Source organism: Mesorhizobium sp. Arg314 (assembly GCF_053714275.1).
Genome location: NZ_JBSKBP010000013.1, coordinates 104,180 through 120,223, shown reverse-complemented (window position 1 = coordinate 120,223; position 16,044 = coordinate 104,180). Strand labels below are relative to the sequence as shown.

Below are 16,044 nucleotides of genomic sequence, written 5' to 3'. Positions count from 1 at the left end.
GGAGCCCGCATTTCAGCGGTTCCGCCAGCCATTTGCCTTCCGACGGATCGGTCCGCCCAAGCATGTACAACTACCTCGACTTCGAAAAGCCGGTGCAGGATCTGGAGCTCAAGATCCTTGAGCTGAAGAAGCTTGCCGAGAACGGCGAGGCGGTCGATGTCGCCGAAGAGATCAGCAGGTTGGAAAAGCGCTCGCGCGACGCATTGCGCGACCTCTACAAGGCGCTCACGCCCTGGCAGAAGGTGCAGGTCGCTCGCCATCCCGACCGCCCGCATTGCGTCGACTACATCAAGGCGTTGTTCACCGATTTCACACCCTTGGCCGGCGACCGCAATTTCGGCGACGATCAGGCGATCGTCGGCGGTTTCGCCCGATTCCGTGGCGAGCCGGTGGCGGTTATCGGCCAGGAAAAGGGTTCGGACACGGCAAGCCGCATCAAGCACAATTTCGGTTCGGTGCGGCCCGAGGGCTACCGCAAGGCGGTGCGCCTGATGGAATTGGCCGACCGTTTCAAGATCCCGCTTTTGACGCTGGTCGACACCGCCGGCGCCTATCCCGGCGTCGGCGCCGAGGAGCGCGGCCAGGCCGAAGCGATTGCCCGCTCGACCTCGGCCTGCCTGGCGCTGAAAGTGCCGTCGATCTCGGTGGTCATCGGCGAAGGCGGCTCCGGCGGCGCCATCGCGATTGCCACCGCCAACCGGGTCTACATGCTGGAGCACGCCATCTATTCGGTGATCTCGCCCGAAGGCGCCGCGTCGATCCTGTGGCGCGACACCACCCGCTCGAAGGACGCGGCGACCAACATGAAGATCACCGCGCAGGATCTTCTCGAGATGAAGATCATCGACGCCATCATTGCCGAGCCGATGGGCGGCGCGCAGCGCGCGCCGGAAACGGTGATCGCCTCGACCGGCGACCTCATCGCCAGGACGATGAAGGATTTTACCGGCGCCAACATCGATTTCCGCGAGCAGCGCCGCGAGAAATACCTGGCGATGGGCCGCAGCCTCTGATCTCTCTTCTCAGGTCGGCAACAGGTTCAACTGTGGCCGCAATGAGCAATTTCGCCACAAAAATGCCGCCGCATTGGGCTCAATGAAAATGTCGCGAGGGGTTGGCCAAGATTTGCTGGCGAGACTTGCGGTAAGGAATTTTCAAGGTTAACGGGCTTACGGTCCGTCAATGTTCAGCGTGCGGGCTCGGCGCTGCCGAAGCCTTTGGCCCGAGAGAAAAGCATAGCCGTACCCATGTTTGCCAAGCTTGCCCGCACCGGAGTCCTGATCGCCGCCATCGGCGTTGCCGGCTGCAATGATTCCTCGATGAAGAATTTCGCGCCGGAGGGCAACAAGCCGCTGCCGGACAAGATCCTCGCCGATATGCGGGCCAAGGGCATGGTGCGAACCTCCTCGGTGATGGCGCGCATCTTCAAGGAAGAAGGCAAGCTGGAGATCTGGAAGGCCAAGACCAACGGCCGCTACGAGATGGTCGCCAGCTACGACATCTGCAAATGGTCGGGCAAGCTCGGCCCCAAATACACCGAGGGCGACCGCCAGGCACCGGAAGGCTTCTACACGGTGCGTCCGTCGCAGATGAACCCGCGATCGAATTACCATCTGTCCTTCAACATCGGCTTCCCCAACGCCTATGATCGCGCCAATGGCCGCACGGGCCAGAACCTGATGGTTCATGGCGCCTGCTCGTCGTCCGGCTGCTATTCGATGACCGATGCGCAGATCGAGCAGATTTATGCCTTCGGCCGCGACGCCTTCCAGGGCGGTCAGACCGAGTTCCAGATCCAGGCCTTTCCGTTCCGCATGACCGCCGCCAACATGGCGCGCTACCGCAACGACCCGAACTACGACTTCTGGAAGATGCTGAAGGTCGGCTACGACAATTTCGAAATCACCAAGGTGCCGCCGAAGGTCGACGTCTGCGAGAAGCGCTACGTCTTCAATCAGGTCGCGCCCGAAGGCACGGCCTTCGACCCGACCGGCCCCTGCCCCGCGACGACGCAGCCGGATTCGCTGAAGACAGCCTTTGCCAATTACGAGAAGAGCTATGACGCGGCCTTCAATTCGGCCGTGAATTCGAGCGCGGTGGCACCGAAGCCGACGATTTCCGGCATTAAGGAAGCCAGCATCGTTTCCGACTGGTCGAAGCGCCGTGCCCGCGGCGAGCGCGTGCCGATCGACCCGCCGTCGATGAATTCAGACGGCTCGGTGACGGAAACGACCCGCATGGGCCGCATCGATTCCCCGGCCGGCCGCAAGATGGCAGCGCTCGACGCGGAGAAGGAAGCCAAGCGCAAGGCCGAAGAGCAGCGCCTGGCGGCGATCGAAGCGGCCAAGGCCGCCAAGGAACAGGCAAAGGCGCTGGCGCTGGCCGAGAAGGAAGCCGCCAAGCAGGCGGCGCAGCAGCAGGTCGTCACCGCGGGCGTCGAGGCCACGCCCGCGCAGCCGGCGCCGGAGCAGGCCGCCGACGCCGACCAGGGCACCGTGTCGAAGCTGAAGAAGAAGCTGCTCGGCATGTTCGGCGGCTGAGATTTCCATGCATGTCGCCCAAAAGTGGAAGGCGGTTTTGGGATAACGACATGCATGAACAAAAGGCAAGACAGGCAGCCATTTACGATCTCAAGGGACTGAACTGTCCGTTGCCGGTGCTGAAAGCCCGCAAGCGGCTGGCCGCGATGCGGCCGGGCAGCAGGCTTTGGCTCGAGACCACCGATCCGCTGGCGGTGATCGACATCCCGGCCTTCTGCGCCGATGCCGGCCACCAGCTTGTCGAGACGGCCGCGATCATCGGCGGTCATCGTTTCCTGGTCGAGCGCGGCAACGCGGCCTGAGCCGGTTATAGCCCTGCAATAGCCAGCGGATTGGCTTCGAGCGCCGCACGGTCCGGCGTGTCGACCGACGGCTTGTTGGTGAGGGCTGCAAACAGCCGCTGGATATAGTCATTGGGCATGTCGAGCGTGATCAGCACCAGCCTGGTGCCGCGCTGGCCGTCCGGCCAGGCCGGCAGCCGTGCCGGCGGGTGCAGGATCTTCTGCACGCCATGGATGACCAGCGGCCGCGACGGGTCCTCCGTCAGCTCGATGACGCCCTTCAGGCGCAGCAGTTTCTCGCCATGCGTCGAACGCACAAGATCGAGGAACATCTCGATCGCCGAGAACGGCACCGGGCCGTCATGGACAAGCGAGTGCGAGCGCACGCGCGTGTCGTGGCGATGGCCATGATCATGGTGATGGTGGCGATCTTCATCACCATCGTGATGGTGGTGATCATGCGCCGCCTCGTCACCGAGCCAGCGCCGCACGTCGGCGGACTTGGTTTCGGGGTTGTAGAGCCCGCAATTGAACAGCGCCGCAGCACCCGTGCCGGCCTCGTTGACATCGAGCACGACAGCGCCCGGATTGATCTGCTTGAGCCTCGCCCGCAACGCCTCCACCTCGGCCGTCCCGGCAAGGTCGGTCTTGGTCAGCACGATGCGGTCGGCCACCGCGGCCTGCTTGACTGCCTCGACATGGGTGTCGAGCGTCGCCTCGCCGTTGACGGCGTCGACCAGCGTGATGACGCCGTCGAGCCGGAAGGCTTGTACCAGCGCCGGATGCGCCATGATCGACTGCAGAACGGGTGCCGGATCGGCCAGACCCGTCGTCTCGACGACGACACGGGCCAGTTTCGCGATACGGCCAGTCTGCAACCGGTCGACGAGGTCGGCAAGTGTGTCGACCAGGTCGCCGCGCACTGTGCAGCAGAGGCAGCCGTCGGAAAGCTGTATGATGCCGTCGGAAGCCTGTTCGACCAGCAGATGGTCGATCGCCACCTCGCCGAACTCGTTGATGATCACCGCCGTGTCGGCAAGCCCCGGATCCTTGAGCAGCCGGTTGAGCAGTGTCGTCTTGCCGGCGCCGAGAAAGCCGGTGAGCACCGAAACGGGAATGGGAAAGCCGCTACCCATGGCAGGGGTCAGTTCGCCGCCTTGGCGGGCTGGTCGCCCTGCGCGGCGGCGGCGGCCGTTCCGGTCGCCAGCGGCTCGGCGCCGGCCGGCGCCGGCCTGTCGGGCCGCCAGCTCGGCAGCGGCACGTCGGCATAGTTCTGATCGACCTGGTCGACGAAAGCCTTCGGCGCCGGTCCGGTGGCGCCGCCGAGGCCTACCGCGATCAGCGTCGGGTGGTCGAGCTTCACCTGATAAGGCGATTTCGGCTTGTCCTTGGCGTCGACGGTGGGGGCGGCCTCGGATTGCTCCTCTTTCGTCTTCTTCTTGCAGATCTCATCATGCAGGTCGTTGGGCGACAGCGTGTCGCCATAGGGCTTGAGCGCCGCAAGCGTCGTCGAGCCGGCGGCCGGCGTATCAAAACCCTGGTCGAGCAGCTTCGCTGCGGCTTCGGCGCGGCTGACCGCGGATTTTTCACCAAGCACCACGGCAACCAGCGTACGGCCATTGCGCGTCGCCGAGCCGATCATGTTGAAGCCCGAGGAGCAGACGAAACCGGTCTTCATGCCATCGGCGCCCGGGTAGCGGCCGATCAGGAGATTGTAGTTGGGAAGCGCCTTCTTGCCGACGGCAAGTCCCTCGATGGAGAACCACGGCGCATATTGCGGGAAGTCGTTGCGCACCGCCGTCACCAGGACGGCGAGGTCGCGCGCGGTCGTATACTGGTCCGGGGAATAGAGCCCGTTCGGATTGACGAAATGCGTGCCGGTCATGCCGAGCCTGGCGGCCTCGGCATTCATGCGCTGGGCAAAGGCCTCCTGCGAACCGCCGATGTTCTCGCCGACGGCCATGGCGATGTCGTTGGCCGATTTGACCAGCATCATCTTCAGCGCATTGTCGAGCCGCATCACCGAGCCTGGCTTGAAGCCCATCTTGCTCGGCGGCTCGCCGGCCGAATGTTTCGTTACCTTGATCGGCGAATCGAGCGCCACCTCGCCGGCGGAGATCGCCCGGAAAGTGACATAGGCCGTCATCAGCTTGCTGAGCGAGGCCGGATACCAGCGCTTGAAGGCGTCCTGATGCTCCAGCACAGAGCCGCTCTTCAGGTCGAAAAGGACAACCGGATTGGCGCGAGCCGCGCCGATAAACACCGGAAGTGCCAGCGCGCCTGCCAGCAACAGGTTGAGGAAATGCCTTTGCCGCATGATCAAATCCGAAATCGCCTCTTGCCGTAGTCGCCGGTGGGTCCGTAAGATTTCGTTACCCATCGCCAGCATAAATGCGGCCCGACCCCTCGATCCGGAACGCATTGTTGCGGTGCTATTTACCCTATGTGACGCCAAAATGGCAAAGTGCAAGACATTCGCAATTGCAGGGTAGCGGCTCTGAACCGACTGCCGCCAATCAACCAAGAGATGGACCGATCATGCCGATTCTGAACCGCGCCGAGGAAATGCAAGAAGAAGTTGCTGGCTGGCGGCGACATCTGCACCAGACACCGGAACTGAATTTCGACGTCTACCAGACCGCCGACTTCGTGACTGAAAAGCTGAAAGCCTTTGGCTGCGACGAAGTCGTCACGGGGCTGGGCAAGACCGGCGTCGTCGGCATCATCCGCGGCCGCAAAGGCGATGGCGCGACCATCGGGCTGCGCGCCGACATGGACGCGCTGCCGATCGATGAGATCACCGGCAAGCCATGGGCCTCGACCGTGCGCGGCAAGATGCATGCCTGCGGCCATGACGGCCATACCGCAATGCTGCTGGGCGCCGCCAAATATCTCGCCGAGACGCGCAATTTCGCCGGCAGCGTGGCGGTGATCTTCCAGCCGGCCGAGGAAGGTGGCGGCGGCGGCAACGAAATGGTCAAGGACGGCATGATGGAGCGCTTCGGCATCGAGAAAGTGTTCGGCATGCACAATATGCCGGGCCTGCCGGTCGGCCAGTTCGCCATCAAGCCCGGCCCGATCATGGCCGCGACCGCCGAATTCACCATCACCGTCAACGGCCGCGGCGGCCATGCCGCGATGCCGCACGGCACGATCGACCCGATCGTCATCACCAGCCAGCTGGTCGGCGCGCTGCAGACCATCGCCTCGCGCAGCACCGATCCGGTCGAGGCCGTGGTGGTGTCGGTGACGAAGTTCCATGCCGGCGACGCCTATAACGTTATCCCCGAAAGCGCCGAGATCGCCGGCACCGTGCGCACGCTGAAGAAGGAAGTGGCCAAGAAATCGGAAGAGCGCATCCGCGCGCTCTGCGCCGGGCTGGCCTCCGCCTTCGGCGCCACGATCGACGTCGACTACGACGCCAATTACCCCGTCACCTTCAACCATGCCGAGGAAACCGTGTTTGCCGGCGATATCGCGGCCAATGTCGCCGGCGACAGCCATGTCCACCGCGCCATCCAGCCGGTGATGGGCGGCGAGGATTTCTCCTATATGCTGGAAGCCCGCCCCGGCGCCTTCATCTTCATCGGCAACGGCGACTCGGCCGGCCTGCATCACCCGGCCTACGACTTCAACGACGAGGTCATCCCGCACGGCATGAGCTATTGGGTGAGGCTGGCGGAGACTGCGCTCGCGGCTTGAGCGGCTGGCGAGCGAAGGCGGCGGGCATTCCGCCGCCAATGCAGGTCAGGCTGCTGGCCTGGCCTGGGCGGACGCCGCCGGCGTTGGGGAAGCACTGTCGCATGCCCCTTGGCGAACCGGCTCGAAGCGTTTATGTGTCGGCCCGCGTGGTCCCGTAGCTCAGTAGGATAGAGCGGCAGATTCCTAATCTGTAGGTCACAGGTTCGATTCCTGTCGGGATCACCAAGTATTTCAAATGCTTAGTGAATTGCTCCCGTACTTTTTTCCAAATTAGTATGGCAATTGGTACGGCGAACTCTCGTGCGCTCGTATTGGTGAGCGCCTGCGTTGGTCGGGGTCGGAGAACGCGCGAAATCCTATTTTCCGAAACGGCGGCGGCGACACTGATAGGCGCGAATGGCGCGGAGAAAATCGAGCTTGCGGAACTCCGGCCAGTTCACGTCTGAAAAATAAAGCTCGCTGCTGGCGCTTTGCCAAAGGAGAAAGCCGGAAAGGCGGACCTCGCCGCTTGTGCGGATAATGAGATCGAGATCGGGCAGAAAGGTATTCGTCTATCGCCGCTGGGCTCTGCTCGTCGAGGATCGTATCGAGATCGACCCCCTGCTGGCGCTTTTGGCGCACGAGGTTGCGGACGGCATCGACGATTTCCTCGCGTCCGCCATAGGCGATCGCGATTGTCACGGTGAGCGTCTCGTTCCCGGCGGTTCGTTCCGTCGCCTCACGGATCACGTCGGCTGTCGAAACCGACACAAGGTCGAGCCGGCCCGCGGCCCTGAGCCGGACTCCGCGGCTCAGGATCGAGGGATCCTCGGCCAGCCCGGCGATCTTCTTCTCGACGGCGGCCATGATGGCGGAGACCTCGGCCGGCGGCCGGCGCATATTGTCGATCGAAAAAACCCAGAGCGTGACAGCGCGGATTTCAAGGTCGATGCACCAGGCAAGCACGTCGTCGAGCTTTTCGGCTCCCAGCTCGTATGCCACGCGCGGGTCGCTGTAGCGGGCCTCATCAACTTGGGAGCGAGAACCCGCAACGACCGCGGCCGTATCCGATAATGCAACGGCGGTATTGCTTCGGCGGTCGCCATGGCTGTTTCCGGATTCCGGTATCAATGTAAAGTTTTGTAAAGTCTGTACCGGGACAGCCAGTCTGTGAGGGGGTCTTTAACGGGTTTGAATGTGCTGAAATCCCAATGAGGCCAAGGCCGCTACGCAGGATTGGCGATGGCGCCAGCAGCAGATAGCTTGACCGCCCCTGCTTGACAGCACCTCTCGATTGGTCACACTCACCCGCTTCGTACCTTTACCTCCGCCTGCAGTCGTGCCTGGCTTGATAGAGCTAGGCTTTTGGGGACAATTGCGTCGTGATCACTTATTTCCAAGCGATCGTTTTGGGACTTCTGCAGGGTTTCGCGGAACTCTTCCCAATATCGAGCCTAGGACACACCGTTCTGATCCCCGCCCTGCTCGGCTGGCCTGTCGAGCGATCGAGTGACGCGTTCGTCGCCTTTCTGGTGCTGACACATCTGGCGACGGCTCTCGTGTTGCTGGGGTTCTTCTGGCGTGATTGGCTGGGCATAGTTGGTGGCGTCCTTCGCTCGCTTAAGCAACGCGAGATTCACGCCGATGACACCTATGCCAAGCTGGGCTGGTTGCTGGTCGTCAGCACCATCCCGGCTGGACTTCTCGGCCTGTTGTTCGAAGAGCGGCTGAAGCAGCTCTTTGCAGCCGCAACAGTTGTCGCGATCGTCTTGATGCTGAACGGCGTCATGCTTTATGCCGTCGAGGTGCTGCGCACTCGCGGCGTGGCTGAAGGTCCGCACGATGACAGGAAGCTTGCTGCCCTTTCGTGGACGCAAGCTGTCATCATCGGCATCGCGCAATGTTTCGCGCTGATACCGGGATTTTCTCGCACCGGACTAACCATGGGCGGTGGGCTGGCCTGTGGGCTTTCCCACGAGAACGCCGTCCGCTACTCCTTTCTCTTGGCGACGCCCATCATTCTGGCGGCGGCCGTCCTCAAGGTTCCCGATCTTTTCGCAAATGGCGGGGCTGGATTGGGTCAGGCGATTGTTGGCGCTTGCTGCGCGGCTGTGACCGCGTTTCTTTCGGTCCGCTTCCTGCTCAAATATTTTGAAACGGACACGCTCAAGCCGTTCGCACTATATTGCGTTGGCGCTGGCCTCGCGGCCTTCCTCTACCTGGCGCTCTAGGATTTCTTCGGCCCGCTCTGGAACCAGGCGAACGCGAACAGTGCAAGGGCGAGGATCAGTGTCCCGAGACCATGCTTGAAATGGACACGCGCGGAGCCTGCTTCATATCCTGGCAGATACACGGGAAGCGACCCGGCCGGCTCCAGCCAGTAGACCGCCGTCAACACCAGTAGCCCGATTCCGAGAATGATCGCGCCCCAGATCATCGGCCCTTTCATGCTGTCATCACCCCACAAACGGAGAACCGCCAAAGCGTGCTCATGGCGGTCAACAACATGCCATAGCGATCACCGGTTCTCAATCGCCTTCAAGTGAACTTTATACGCGGCAGGCGTGAGAACTCGCAGAGACCGCGGCCGTATCCGATAATGCAACGGCGGCATTGCCTCCACGGTCTCGCCGTCCATCGCAATGCGCAGGTGTCGTCGACGGGTCTTGATCTCCACACTTTGTACCCGGAAGTGTTCGACATCGCGGACTGGGTCGATCAACCCGAGCGCGGCCTTGAACGGCAGTAGCGCGAGCCCCAGCCAGGACTGCGGCTTCACGACGTAGATGCACAGCTCACCGGACGTAAGACTGCCGCGGTGGCCGAGCGCTCGAAGATCGTAGAAATTGTTGCCAACGAACACGCAAAGCGTCTTCTGGCTTCGCTCGTTGCCAATAGAGATCCTCACCCTCTTCCACGATGAAGCCTTGAGCGTACGGATAAGCGCCGGGCCGAGCGCGGCAAGCTTTCCGATCCCCAGCCGCTTCTGCTCGGCGGTCCGTTCGGCGACAAGAAACGGATAGATGCCGATGGATGAGTTGTTGAGGAAGGTCCGGCCGTTCACCTCCGCAACGTCGATCTGCTCGACGTGGTCCGTGGCGATTACGTTCATGGCCACCTCCAGATCATTTGACAAGCCAAGATCCCTGGCGAAATGATTGAGGGTGCCGAGCGGCAGGACGCCCAGCAAGACATCCGTTCCTGCGACGGCCGAGGCCACGGAACCGAGTGTGCCGTCGCCGCCGCCGACCACGAGGGTCCTTGGTTTATCGCGGGGTGATTTCGTCGAGACGAAGCGGTGGGCCATCTCCACGATCTCGTGGGCCTCCGCAAGTCGCACCTCGGCCTCGATGCCACGCGCTCGCAACCCGTTTCGAACAAATGCTTCGACATCGTAGTCGGCGCGTTGAATTGTGCCGGCACTTGCGTTGAGGAGGACCAGAACTGTCATACATGCGCCATTTGTGGGAGTGAGAAGGTCCGCTAGACCAACCATGCGGCCAGCATGCCAAAACCCCGACGAACCCGTCTGCAGAAATGAAAAGCCCTCGGTTCGGCTGGCGTGTTGCCCGCAGCATTGGTGTGACGGCAATCGACATGCTAGCCTAAAGGTTCGCCGCAAGCACCAGGTTGTTCCGGCGAATTGCAGGGGAGTGGCGGCTGGATGTGGCGCTTGGCGAGCTCACTGCTGCAGTCCATTGTCGAAGCCATACGGCGTGACCCGGAACTTCAGCGCCACATCGCATCCCACCCAAGGTTCTGGGGCTGGCTTGCCAGGCGGTTCAACCGTTCCGAGCTATTTGGCCTGCGCCTGACGGTTGGCGCAGCGCTGGCGTCCATCCTCCTGTTCTTTTTCCTCTCGATTGTTCAGGATTTGATCGCCAACGAGGCCATCGTTCTCGCGGATTTGCGTCTGCTGTCCGTGGTTCAAATGTATCGCACGCCCGGCCTGAACAGGCTGATGCTGTTCCTGACCTATCTGGGGAACTGGCAGATCGTCACGGCGGGCGCCGGCCTGTTGGTCCTATATCTTGCGCTTACGCGCCGACGGCTTTGGATCCTGGCTCTACTCATCTCGATCGGTGGCGGCGAGATTCTCGTCCAGTTGGGAAAGGTAGGTCTTGCCCGCCCCCGGCCAGATCTCATCAACGCGTTGATCCCGGCCAAAGGCGCGAGCTTTCCGAGCGGTCACGCCTTCGTGGCAATATGTTTCTATGGACTGGTCGGGTGGTTCGCGATCGATCGGGTGAAGACCTGGACAGCGAAGGCCGCAATCGCGGTCATGACGATAGCCATCGTGGTGGCCGTCGGGTTTTCCCGGATCTATCTCGGAGTCCACTGGCCATCCGACGTGGTTGCGAGTTTTGGACTCGGCGCGGCCTGGCTCACAGCAACAATCACCTTCTTCAGCGTTGCGAGAGCGTCCGCCGGAGACACGATTTCGAGCCCTACGCCTGCCTTGTCCAGAGCCGCGGCGGTGTGCCTCTTCGTAGCGTGGGCTGGCATCGTAGGCGCGTTCGACTACACACACCCGCTTGTCGACAAGGGGCAGCCCAGAAACGCACCGGTCGACCTGGCGGAAAACAACTTTCCGGAGGCGATGTTCGCCTTGGCGCCACGCTTCAGCGAGGACATAACCGGCAAGCCGATGGAGCCGATCAACGTCATCCTGATAGGAAGCGAGGCTGACTTGGCGAAAGCCTTCGCTCAGGCCGGATGGGAGCCGACGGACAAGATCTCGTTCGCAAGCACATGGCGATTGCTTGGCGCGGAGTTACGCAACCAGCCTTCTTCACGCGCGCCGGGGCTTCCAACGTTCTGGCACGGGCAGCCCAACCAGCGGGGCTTCCAATATGTGGATCCCGGCGGCTCGGTGCGGGAGCGGCACCACATTCATGTTTGGGACACTGACTTTCGGGTTTCCGGCAGCTCGGTTTGGCTTGGTACCGTTCACTTCGACAAAGAAGCTAAAACTGAAAGCGGAAGGGGGCTGCTGATCCACCAAATTGACCCGGACATAGACAAGGAGCGGGAGGCATTGCGCGCTGTCCTCCTTCGGTCGAAATGCGTCGGGAAGATGGATGATGCAGTCGTGACCCAGCCGATGGCGGGCAAAAACGCTATAGGCAATCCATTCTTTACTGACGGCAAGGCCATTGTCGCCTTGCTGAATTGCGGCGCGGAGTGATCGCCGGGCATGGCGTCACCCTCAGCGCAGGCGTTCAGCCCGGGCTGCCGGCCGCCGGATTGGCGATGATCGCTGCCCGGAAGCGGGCGACGAAATCGTCGAGCGCCGGGCGTTCGGCATCCGAGATCGCCCAGTAGGAGAAGGCGTCGTCGGTCCAATGGACCAGAAGGAACCCGCCCGCCGAGAGGTCGTCGGCCACCGGCTTCGATTTGGCCTCGTTCTGCCGGGGTGCGGCTACCAGCGTGATCAGATGCTCGTGATGGCGATAGACCAGCGCCGGCATCGGCCTGTCGCCGATCACCTCGACACGTCCGCCAAGCAGCGCATAGCCGTCCTTGGCCATGTCCGGCGCCGCCGGCGAGACGCCGATGCGGCCGTCGAGCCATGGCTTCACCGTATGCCGGTCGGACGAGACGATGTCGACCGGGGTCGCAGCGAGCAGGCTGCGGCGATGGCCGTTGGCGACGGCGACCGCGAAACTGTCGGGCGCATTGTCCACCATCAGCCATTGGGTCGCGCCGCTGGCGACAAACGCGGTCAGCGCGATCGAGGCCGCCATCTGGCGCCAGTCGAAGGAGTTGAACCAGCGTGCCGCGCGCGGCCGCATCTCGATGACTTTGCCTTGCTGCTGTTGCGGCTGCACGGATGGCTGCGGCTCCGCCTTCGCGGCTGCGGGTTGGACAAGCTCAGCCTGCTCGGCGCCTTTGACTTCGGCGATGGCCGCGATACGCGCCAGGAAATCGTCGCTGACGGTCGGACGCGGCACGTTGGCGACAGCGCCGCGTAGCGCCACGAGGCGAGCATGTTCGGCGGCAAGGTCCGGATCGGCGGCCATGCGGCGCTCGACTGCCAGGGCAGCCGCGGCATCGAGCTCGCCATCGACAAGAGCGTGGATCATCAGCTTCATATCCTGTGGGTCTTCCGGCAATCCATCCTCACGCGGGCGATTTTCATGCGGGCTCATGGCGCCCTCCAAGTTCCGTCATCAAGAGGCCGCGGGCCCGTGCCAGCCGCGACATCACCGTGCCTTGCGGCACACCGAGCATGGCGGCGATCTCGCGGTAGCTGAGACCGTTGATTTCGCGCAACACCAGCGTTTCGCGGAAGGCTTGCGGCAGCCTTGCGATCGCTGCTTCCACCGCCGCCGTATTCGCCTTGGCGATCAGCGCCGCCTCAGGACTGTCGGCATCGTTGTCGGGCGGCGGCGAGACGTCGTCGAGATCGGCGAGGTCGCCGACGGCCACCACGCTGCGTGGACGGTTGCGCGCCATCCACGTGTAGGAGGCGTTGCGCACGATGGTGAGCAGCCAGGCGCGGGCGTTGCCGCCGGCAAAGCCGGCAATGCCCGCATGCGCCTTGAGGCAGGCCTCCTGCACCACATCCTCGGCATCGGCTGTGTTGCCGGTCAGCCAGCGGGCGAGCGACAGCGCATCGCCAAGATGCGGCAGCACCACTTCGGCAAAACGCGCGGCCAGTATCTTTTCGCTCAACACCGTTCCACCGTCAGGCGCTCCCGCCAGGGGCTTGCGGCCACCCTCGGCAGGTGGCGCTGAGCTGTCCCTGCTCGTGCGGGTGAAGATCGCGGCTGCAGGCGACGGCGCCTGCTTCGGAGGAGGAGAAGGCATTGGCGTCACCGGAGTCAAGCGTATTGAACGAGAACGGCGCCTCGGAAGAGGACGGCGCATCGCTGGCTGCAATGAGATGCTGGACGTCGCCGTCATGGCCGTGGATCTCGATGGTTGCGATCGGCACGGATCAGAGCCGGCGACGGGGCGGCATCGCCCAGAACAGATGCGCCCAACGCTCCAAAGGACGGCGGCGGCTGATGCCTTCACCCTCTTCGGCCCTTGCGCTTTTATCTTCATGCCGCTTCATGATGGTCTCCTGCTGTTGCGCACAAATGGCGCATGCCCTGAAGACCAGCGGACTCAACCGTTTATTCCCGGCGACCGGCTTTTTTTGTTCACGCCGATGTGATCGGTTTGTTGAGCCGCCTTACAGCGCCAGCAATGCAAGCCCCGCCAGCGCCGATCCTGCCAGTGTCGGCAGCATGCCGAGTTTCAGCCTGAACATGGCGACCATCGCCGCCGCCGACAGCAGCGCGGCGCGCCAGTCGAGCGAGGGCAGAACTGGAATCTCCACGCCCCAGCCGACGCTCTCGACCTTGCCGAAGACGACATGCAGCGCGAACCACAGCGCAAGGTTCATGATCACGCCGACCACCGCCGCGGTGATCGCGCCGAGCGCCGCCGACAGTGCCTTGTTCTGGCGCAATTGCTCGATGTAGGGCGCGCCGAGGAAGATCCAGAAGAAGCACGGCGCGAAGGTGGCCCAGAGCGTCAGCGCCGACCCGAGCGATCCGGCAAGCAACGGGCTGATCGCCCCTGCATGGCGATAGGCGGCAGTGAAGCCGACGAATTGCAGCACCAGGATCAACGGCCCGGGCGTCGTCTCCGCCAGCCCGAGCCCGTCGACCATTTCTCCGGGCGAAAGCCAGCCGAACGAGGTCACCGCCGCCTGCGCGACATAGGCCAGAACCGCATAGGCGCCGCCGAAGGTGACGACGGCCATCAGGCTGAAGAAGCCGCCGATCTGCGCCCACACGCTGCCCGGCCCTGCCAGCGCGGCGACCAGAGCCACCGGTCCGAGCCAGAGCGGCAGCCAGATGGCGATGGTTCGGACCGCATGCCATCGCCTCGGCACGGTGTGGCCAAGCTCGCCGCGCTCGAACATCAGGTCGACCACGGCGATTCTGTCGGCGGCGGCGCTCCCCTTGCCGTGCGCCGAGCCGGAAAACAGCCCTGGTGCAAAACGATTGCCGATCCAGCCAGTGAAACCTGCCGCAAGCACGATCAGCGGGAACGGCAGCCTGGCGACATAGATGGCGAGAAAGGCCGCCACCGCGATCGCGACCATGGCACGGTTCTTCAGCGCCCGCTTGCCGATGCGAATGACAGCCTCGACGACGACGGCAAGCACCGCCGCCTTGACGCCGAAGAACAGCGCCTCGACGACCGGAGCATCATTGTAGAGCATGTAGAAGCTGCTCAAGCCCAGCATGACCAACGCGCCGGGCAGCACGAACAGGATGCCGGCGACGAGGCCGCCCGCCGTCCGGTGCAATAGCCAGCCGACATAGATGGCAAGCTGCTGCGCCTCTGGCCCAGGCAGAAGCATGCAGTAGTTGAGCGCATGCAGGAAGCGCTCCTCGCCGATCCAGCGGCGCTCCTCGACCAGTTCCTTGTGCATCAGCGCGATCTGTCCGGCCGGCCCGCCAAAGGACAGCAGGCCGATCTTGGCCCACAGCCGCGTCGCTTCGCGAAAGCTCGGCACGGCCGGGGTCTCGACCGGCCGCGCGGCGCCGTCTTTGGCGAGCGCCGTCATTGCGCCTTGCCTCCGACGGGCCAGTTGTGCGTCTCTTCCGCCGCGTCGCGGCACCAGCGGAAGAAGGCGTCGTAGAGCAGCATGCCGGCTTCGAGCTGCTCCAGATCGTCGCGGAACATGCGCGACAGGCCGAGCGAAGCGGCGAGGAACCCGGCCGCCTGCGGAACAAGGTCGAGGCGCGCCGTATCCGCTCCGCGCACGATCAGCGCCAGGCGATCGAGCGCATCGACGCGCAGGCCGAATTCCTCGATCATCGTGTCGAAGCTGCAGCGATCGCCACGATGGCTCCAGAACACGCCTTCGATGTCGAAGGGAACCGCGGCGAAGCGATCGGCCACCAGAGGCACCTCGGCCGGATCGACGAACAGGAACACCGCATCGGGATCGATGAAGCGGCGGATCAGCCAAGGGCAGGCAATGCGGTCGACCTTCGGCCGGGAGCGCGTGACCCATACGGTGCGGCCGTTCTCGTCGCGGGGCGGGATCGCGCCGGCCGCGACCAACGGCGCCTTGGCGGCGGCCCAGGCCTCGAAGCCGCCTTCCAGCGACTCCGCCGGAATGCCTTCATGGCGCAGCCATGCGGCAACGCCTTGCGACAGCTTCTGCCCCCTCTGGCAGATCACGACGACTTTGCGTCCGGAAAATTCCGCCGCCCACAACGAGACAGTCCTGAAATCGCGCCGGCATGACGCCGGCAACAGGCGCGGATCGGCTTCATGGTCGTCATCGATGCGCACATCGACTAGGCAAGGCGCGTCGGGCAGACCGACGAGGCGGGAAAGCTGCGGAACGGTAATTGCGGTTGTTGACGGCATGGCGTCCACCTCCAGAACAAAGAGAGTTTGGACGCGATCGTTGGGCTGACGCCTCACGGGGTCGTCGCGGGGAACCCCTTGGCGAGGATGCTGGAACGCTCCCCTGCGATTGTCAAGAATTCAAATTGCCAAGGAAGACGGAAGCTCCGCCCACC

The 16,044-nt window shown here is 63.4% G+C and carries 16 protein-coding genes and 1 tRNA gene; 7 read left to right on the top strand and 10 right to left on the bottom strand.

Features of this window, described 5'->3' with window-relative positions:
• Window positions 1-62 precede the first annotated feature (62 nt).
• The 3 genes from ACWGS9_RS16365 (at window position 63) to ACWGS9_RS16355 (ending at window position 2,842) form a co-directional block, all read left to right on the top strand.
• Complete coding sequence (locus ACWGS9_RS16365) at window positions 63-1,013, top strand: acetyl-CoA carboxylase carboxyltransferase subunit alpha (RefSeq protein ID WP_320214996.1); 951 nt, start codon at window positions 63-65, stop codon at window positions 1,011-1,013.
• 234 nt (window positions 1,014-1,247) lie between these two features.
• Window positions 1,248-2,540 (top strand): L,D-transpeptidase family protein, encoded by a 1,293-nt coding sequence (locus ACWGS9_RS16360; RefSeq protein WP_454506223.1) that lies wholly within the window; start codon window positions 1,248-1,250, stop codon window positions 2,538-2,540.
• Window positions 2,541-2,590: 50 nt separating this feature from the next.
• A complete protein-coding gene (locus ACWGS9_RS16355; RefSeq protein ID WP_454506222.1) occupies window positions 2,591-2,842 on the top strand; it encodes a sulfurtransferase TusA family protein in 252 nt (83 codons plus the stop codon).
• A 5-nt stretch (window positions 2,843-2,847) separates the two neighbouring features.
• Here the strand turns inward: ACWGS9_RS16355 and ACWGS9_RS16350 are convergent, their stop codons facing one another.
• Together ACWGS9_RS16350 and ACWGS9_RS16345 are read right to left on the bottom strand one after the other, a co-directional pair.
• Complete coding sequence (locus ACWGS9_RS16350) at window positions 2,848-3,957, bottom strand: CobW family GTP-binding protein (protein WP_454506221.1); 1,110 nt, start codon at window positions 3,955-3,957, stop codon at window positions 2,848-2,850.
• A gap of 8 nt (window positions 3,958-3,965) precedes the next feature.
• On the bottom strand, window positions 3,966-5,138 hold the full coding sequence (locus ACWGS9_RS16345; RefSeq protein ID WP_454506220.1) for a D-alanyl-D-alanine carboxypeptidase family protein: 1,173 nt from the start codon (window positions 5,136-5,138) through the stop codon (window positions 3,966-3,968).
• Between the two features lie 221 nt (window positions 5,139-5,359).
• On the opposite strand from ACWGS9_RS16345, the gene ACWGS9_RS16340 reads away from it, so the two are divergent.
• On the top strand, window positions 5,360-6,523 hold the full coding sequence (locus tag ACWGS9_RS16340; protein ID WP_454506219.1) for a M20 aminoacylase family protein: 1,164 nt from the start codon (window positions 5,360-5,362) through the stop codon (window positions 6,521-6,523).
• A gap of 148 nt (window positions 6,524-6,671) precedes the next feature.
• A tRNA-Arg gene (locus ACWGS9_RS16335) sits at window positions 6,672-6,748 on the top strand.
• A gap of 45 nt (window positions 6,749-6,793) precedes the next feature.
• On the opposite strand, the gene ACWGS9_RS16330 is transcribed toward ACWGS9_RS16335, so the two are convergent.
• Window positions 6,794-7,633: an undecaprenyl diphosphate synthase family protein gene (locus ACWGS9_RS16330; protein WP_454506218.1), complete on the bottom strand. Its 840-nt coding sequence runs from the start codon at window positions 7,631-7,633 to the stop codon at window positions 6,794-6,796.
• A 251-nt stretch (window positions 7,634-7,884) separates the two neighbouring features.
• Here ACWGS9_RS16330 and ACWGS9_RS16325 point away from each other — a divergent pair, with 251 nt between their 5' ends.
• A complete protein-coding gene (locus ACWGS9_RS16325) occupies window positions 7,885-8,733 on the top strand; it encodes an undecaprenyl-diphosphate phosphatase (RefSeq protein ID WP_454506217.1) in 849 nt (282 codons plus the stop codon).
• Here the strand turns inward: ACWGS9_RS16325 and ACWGS9_RS16320 are convergent.
• Together ACWGS9_RS16320 and ACWGS9_RS16315 are read right to left on the bottom strand one after the other, a co-directional pair.
• Window positions 8,730-8,951, bottom strand: a complete 222-nt coding sequence (locus ACWGS9_RS16320; RefSeq protein WP_454506216.1) for a hypothetical protein — start codon at window positions 8,949-8,951, stop codon at window positions 8,730-8,732. The two genes, ACWGS9_RS16325 and ACWGS9_RS16320, sit on opposite strands and share 4 nt — an antisense overlap.
• Before the next feature lie 69 nt (window positions 8,952-9,020).
• The gene (locus tag ACWGS9_RS16315; protein WP_454506215.1) at window positions 9,021-9,953 is read right to left on the bottom strand and encodes a diacylglycerol/lipid kinase family protein; all 933 of its coding nucleotides are present in this window, start codon (window positions 9,951-9,953) and stop codon (window positions 9,021-9,023) included.
• A 222-nt stretch (window positions 9,954-10,175) separates the two neighbouring features.
• Between ACWGS9_RS16315 and ACWGS9_RS16310 the strand changes: the two genes are divergently transcribed.
• Window positions 10,176-11,690 (top strand): LssY C-terminal domain-containing protein, encoded by a 1,515-nt coding sequence (locus ACWGS9_RS16310; RefSeq protein ID WP_454506214.1) that lies wholly within the window; start codon window positions 10,176-10,178, stop codon window positions 11,688-11,690.
• A 34-nt stretch (window positions 11,691-11,724) separates the two neighbouring features.
• On the opposite strand, the gene ACWGS9_RS16305 is transcribed toward ACWGS9_RS16310, so the two are convergent.
• The 5 genes from ACWGS9_RS16305 to ACWGS9_RS16285 form a co-directional block, all read right to left on the bottom strand.
• Window positions 11,725-12,654, bottom strand: coding sequence for an anti-sigma factor family protein (locus tag ACWGS9_RS16305; protein ID WP_454506213.1), 930 nt, complete (start codon window positions 12,652-12,654; stop codon window positions 11,725-11,727).
• Window positions 12,641-13,180, bottom strand: a complete 540-nt coding sequence (locus tag ACWGS9_RS16300; protein ID WP_454506212.1) for a sigma-70 family RNA polymerase sigma factor — start codon at window positions 13,178-13,180, stop codon at window positions 12,641-12,643. The genes ACWGS9_RS16305 and ACWGS9_RS16300 overlap by 14 nt, the downstream gene beginning before the upstream one ends.
• A gap of 13 nt (window positions 13,181-13,193) precedes the next feature.
• Window positions 13,194-13,442, bottom strand: coding sequence for a hypothetical protein (locus ACWGS9_RS16295; protein ID WP_454506211.1), 249 nt, complete (start codon window positions 13,440-13,442; stop codon window positions 13,194-13,196).
• 243 nt (window positions 13,443-13,685) lie between these two features.
• Window positions 13,686-15,074 (bottom strand): chromate efflux transporter, encoded by a 1,389-nt coding sequence (gene chrA / locus ACWGS9_RS16290; RefSeq protein WP_454506210.1) that lies wholly within the window; start codon window positions 15,072-15,074, stop codon window positions 13,686-13,688.
• Complete coding sequence (locus tag ACWGS9_RS16285) at window positions 15,071-15,889, bottom strand: chromate resistance protein ChrB domain-containing protein (protein ID WP_454506209.1); 819 nt, start codon at window positions 15,887-15,889, stop codon at window positions 15,071-15,073. The genes chrA and ACWGS9_RS16285 overlap by 4 nt, the downstream gene beginning before the upstream one ends.
• Between the last annotated feature and the right edge of the window lie 155 nt (window positions 15,890-16,044).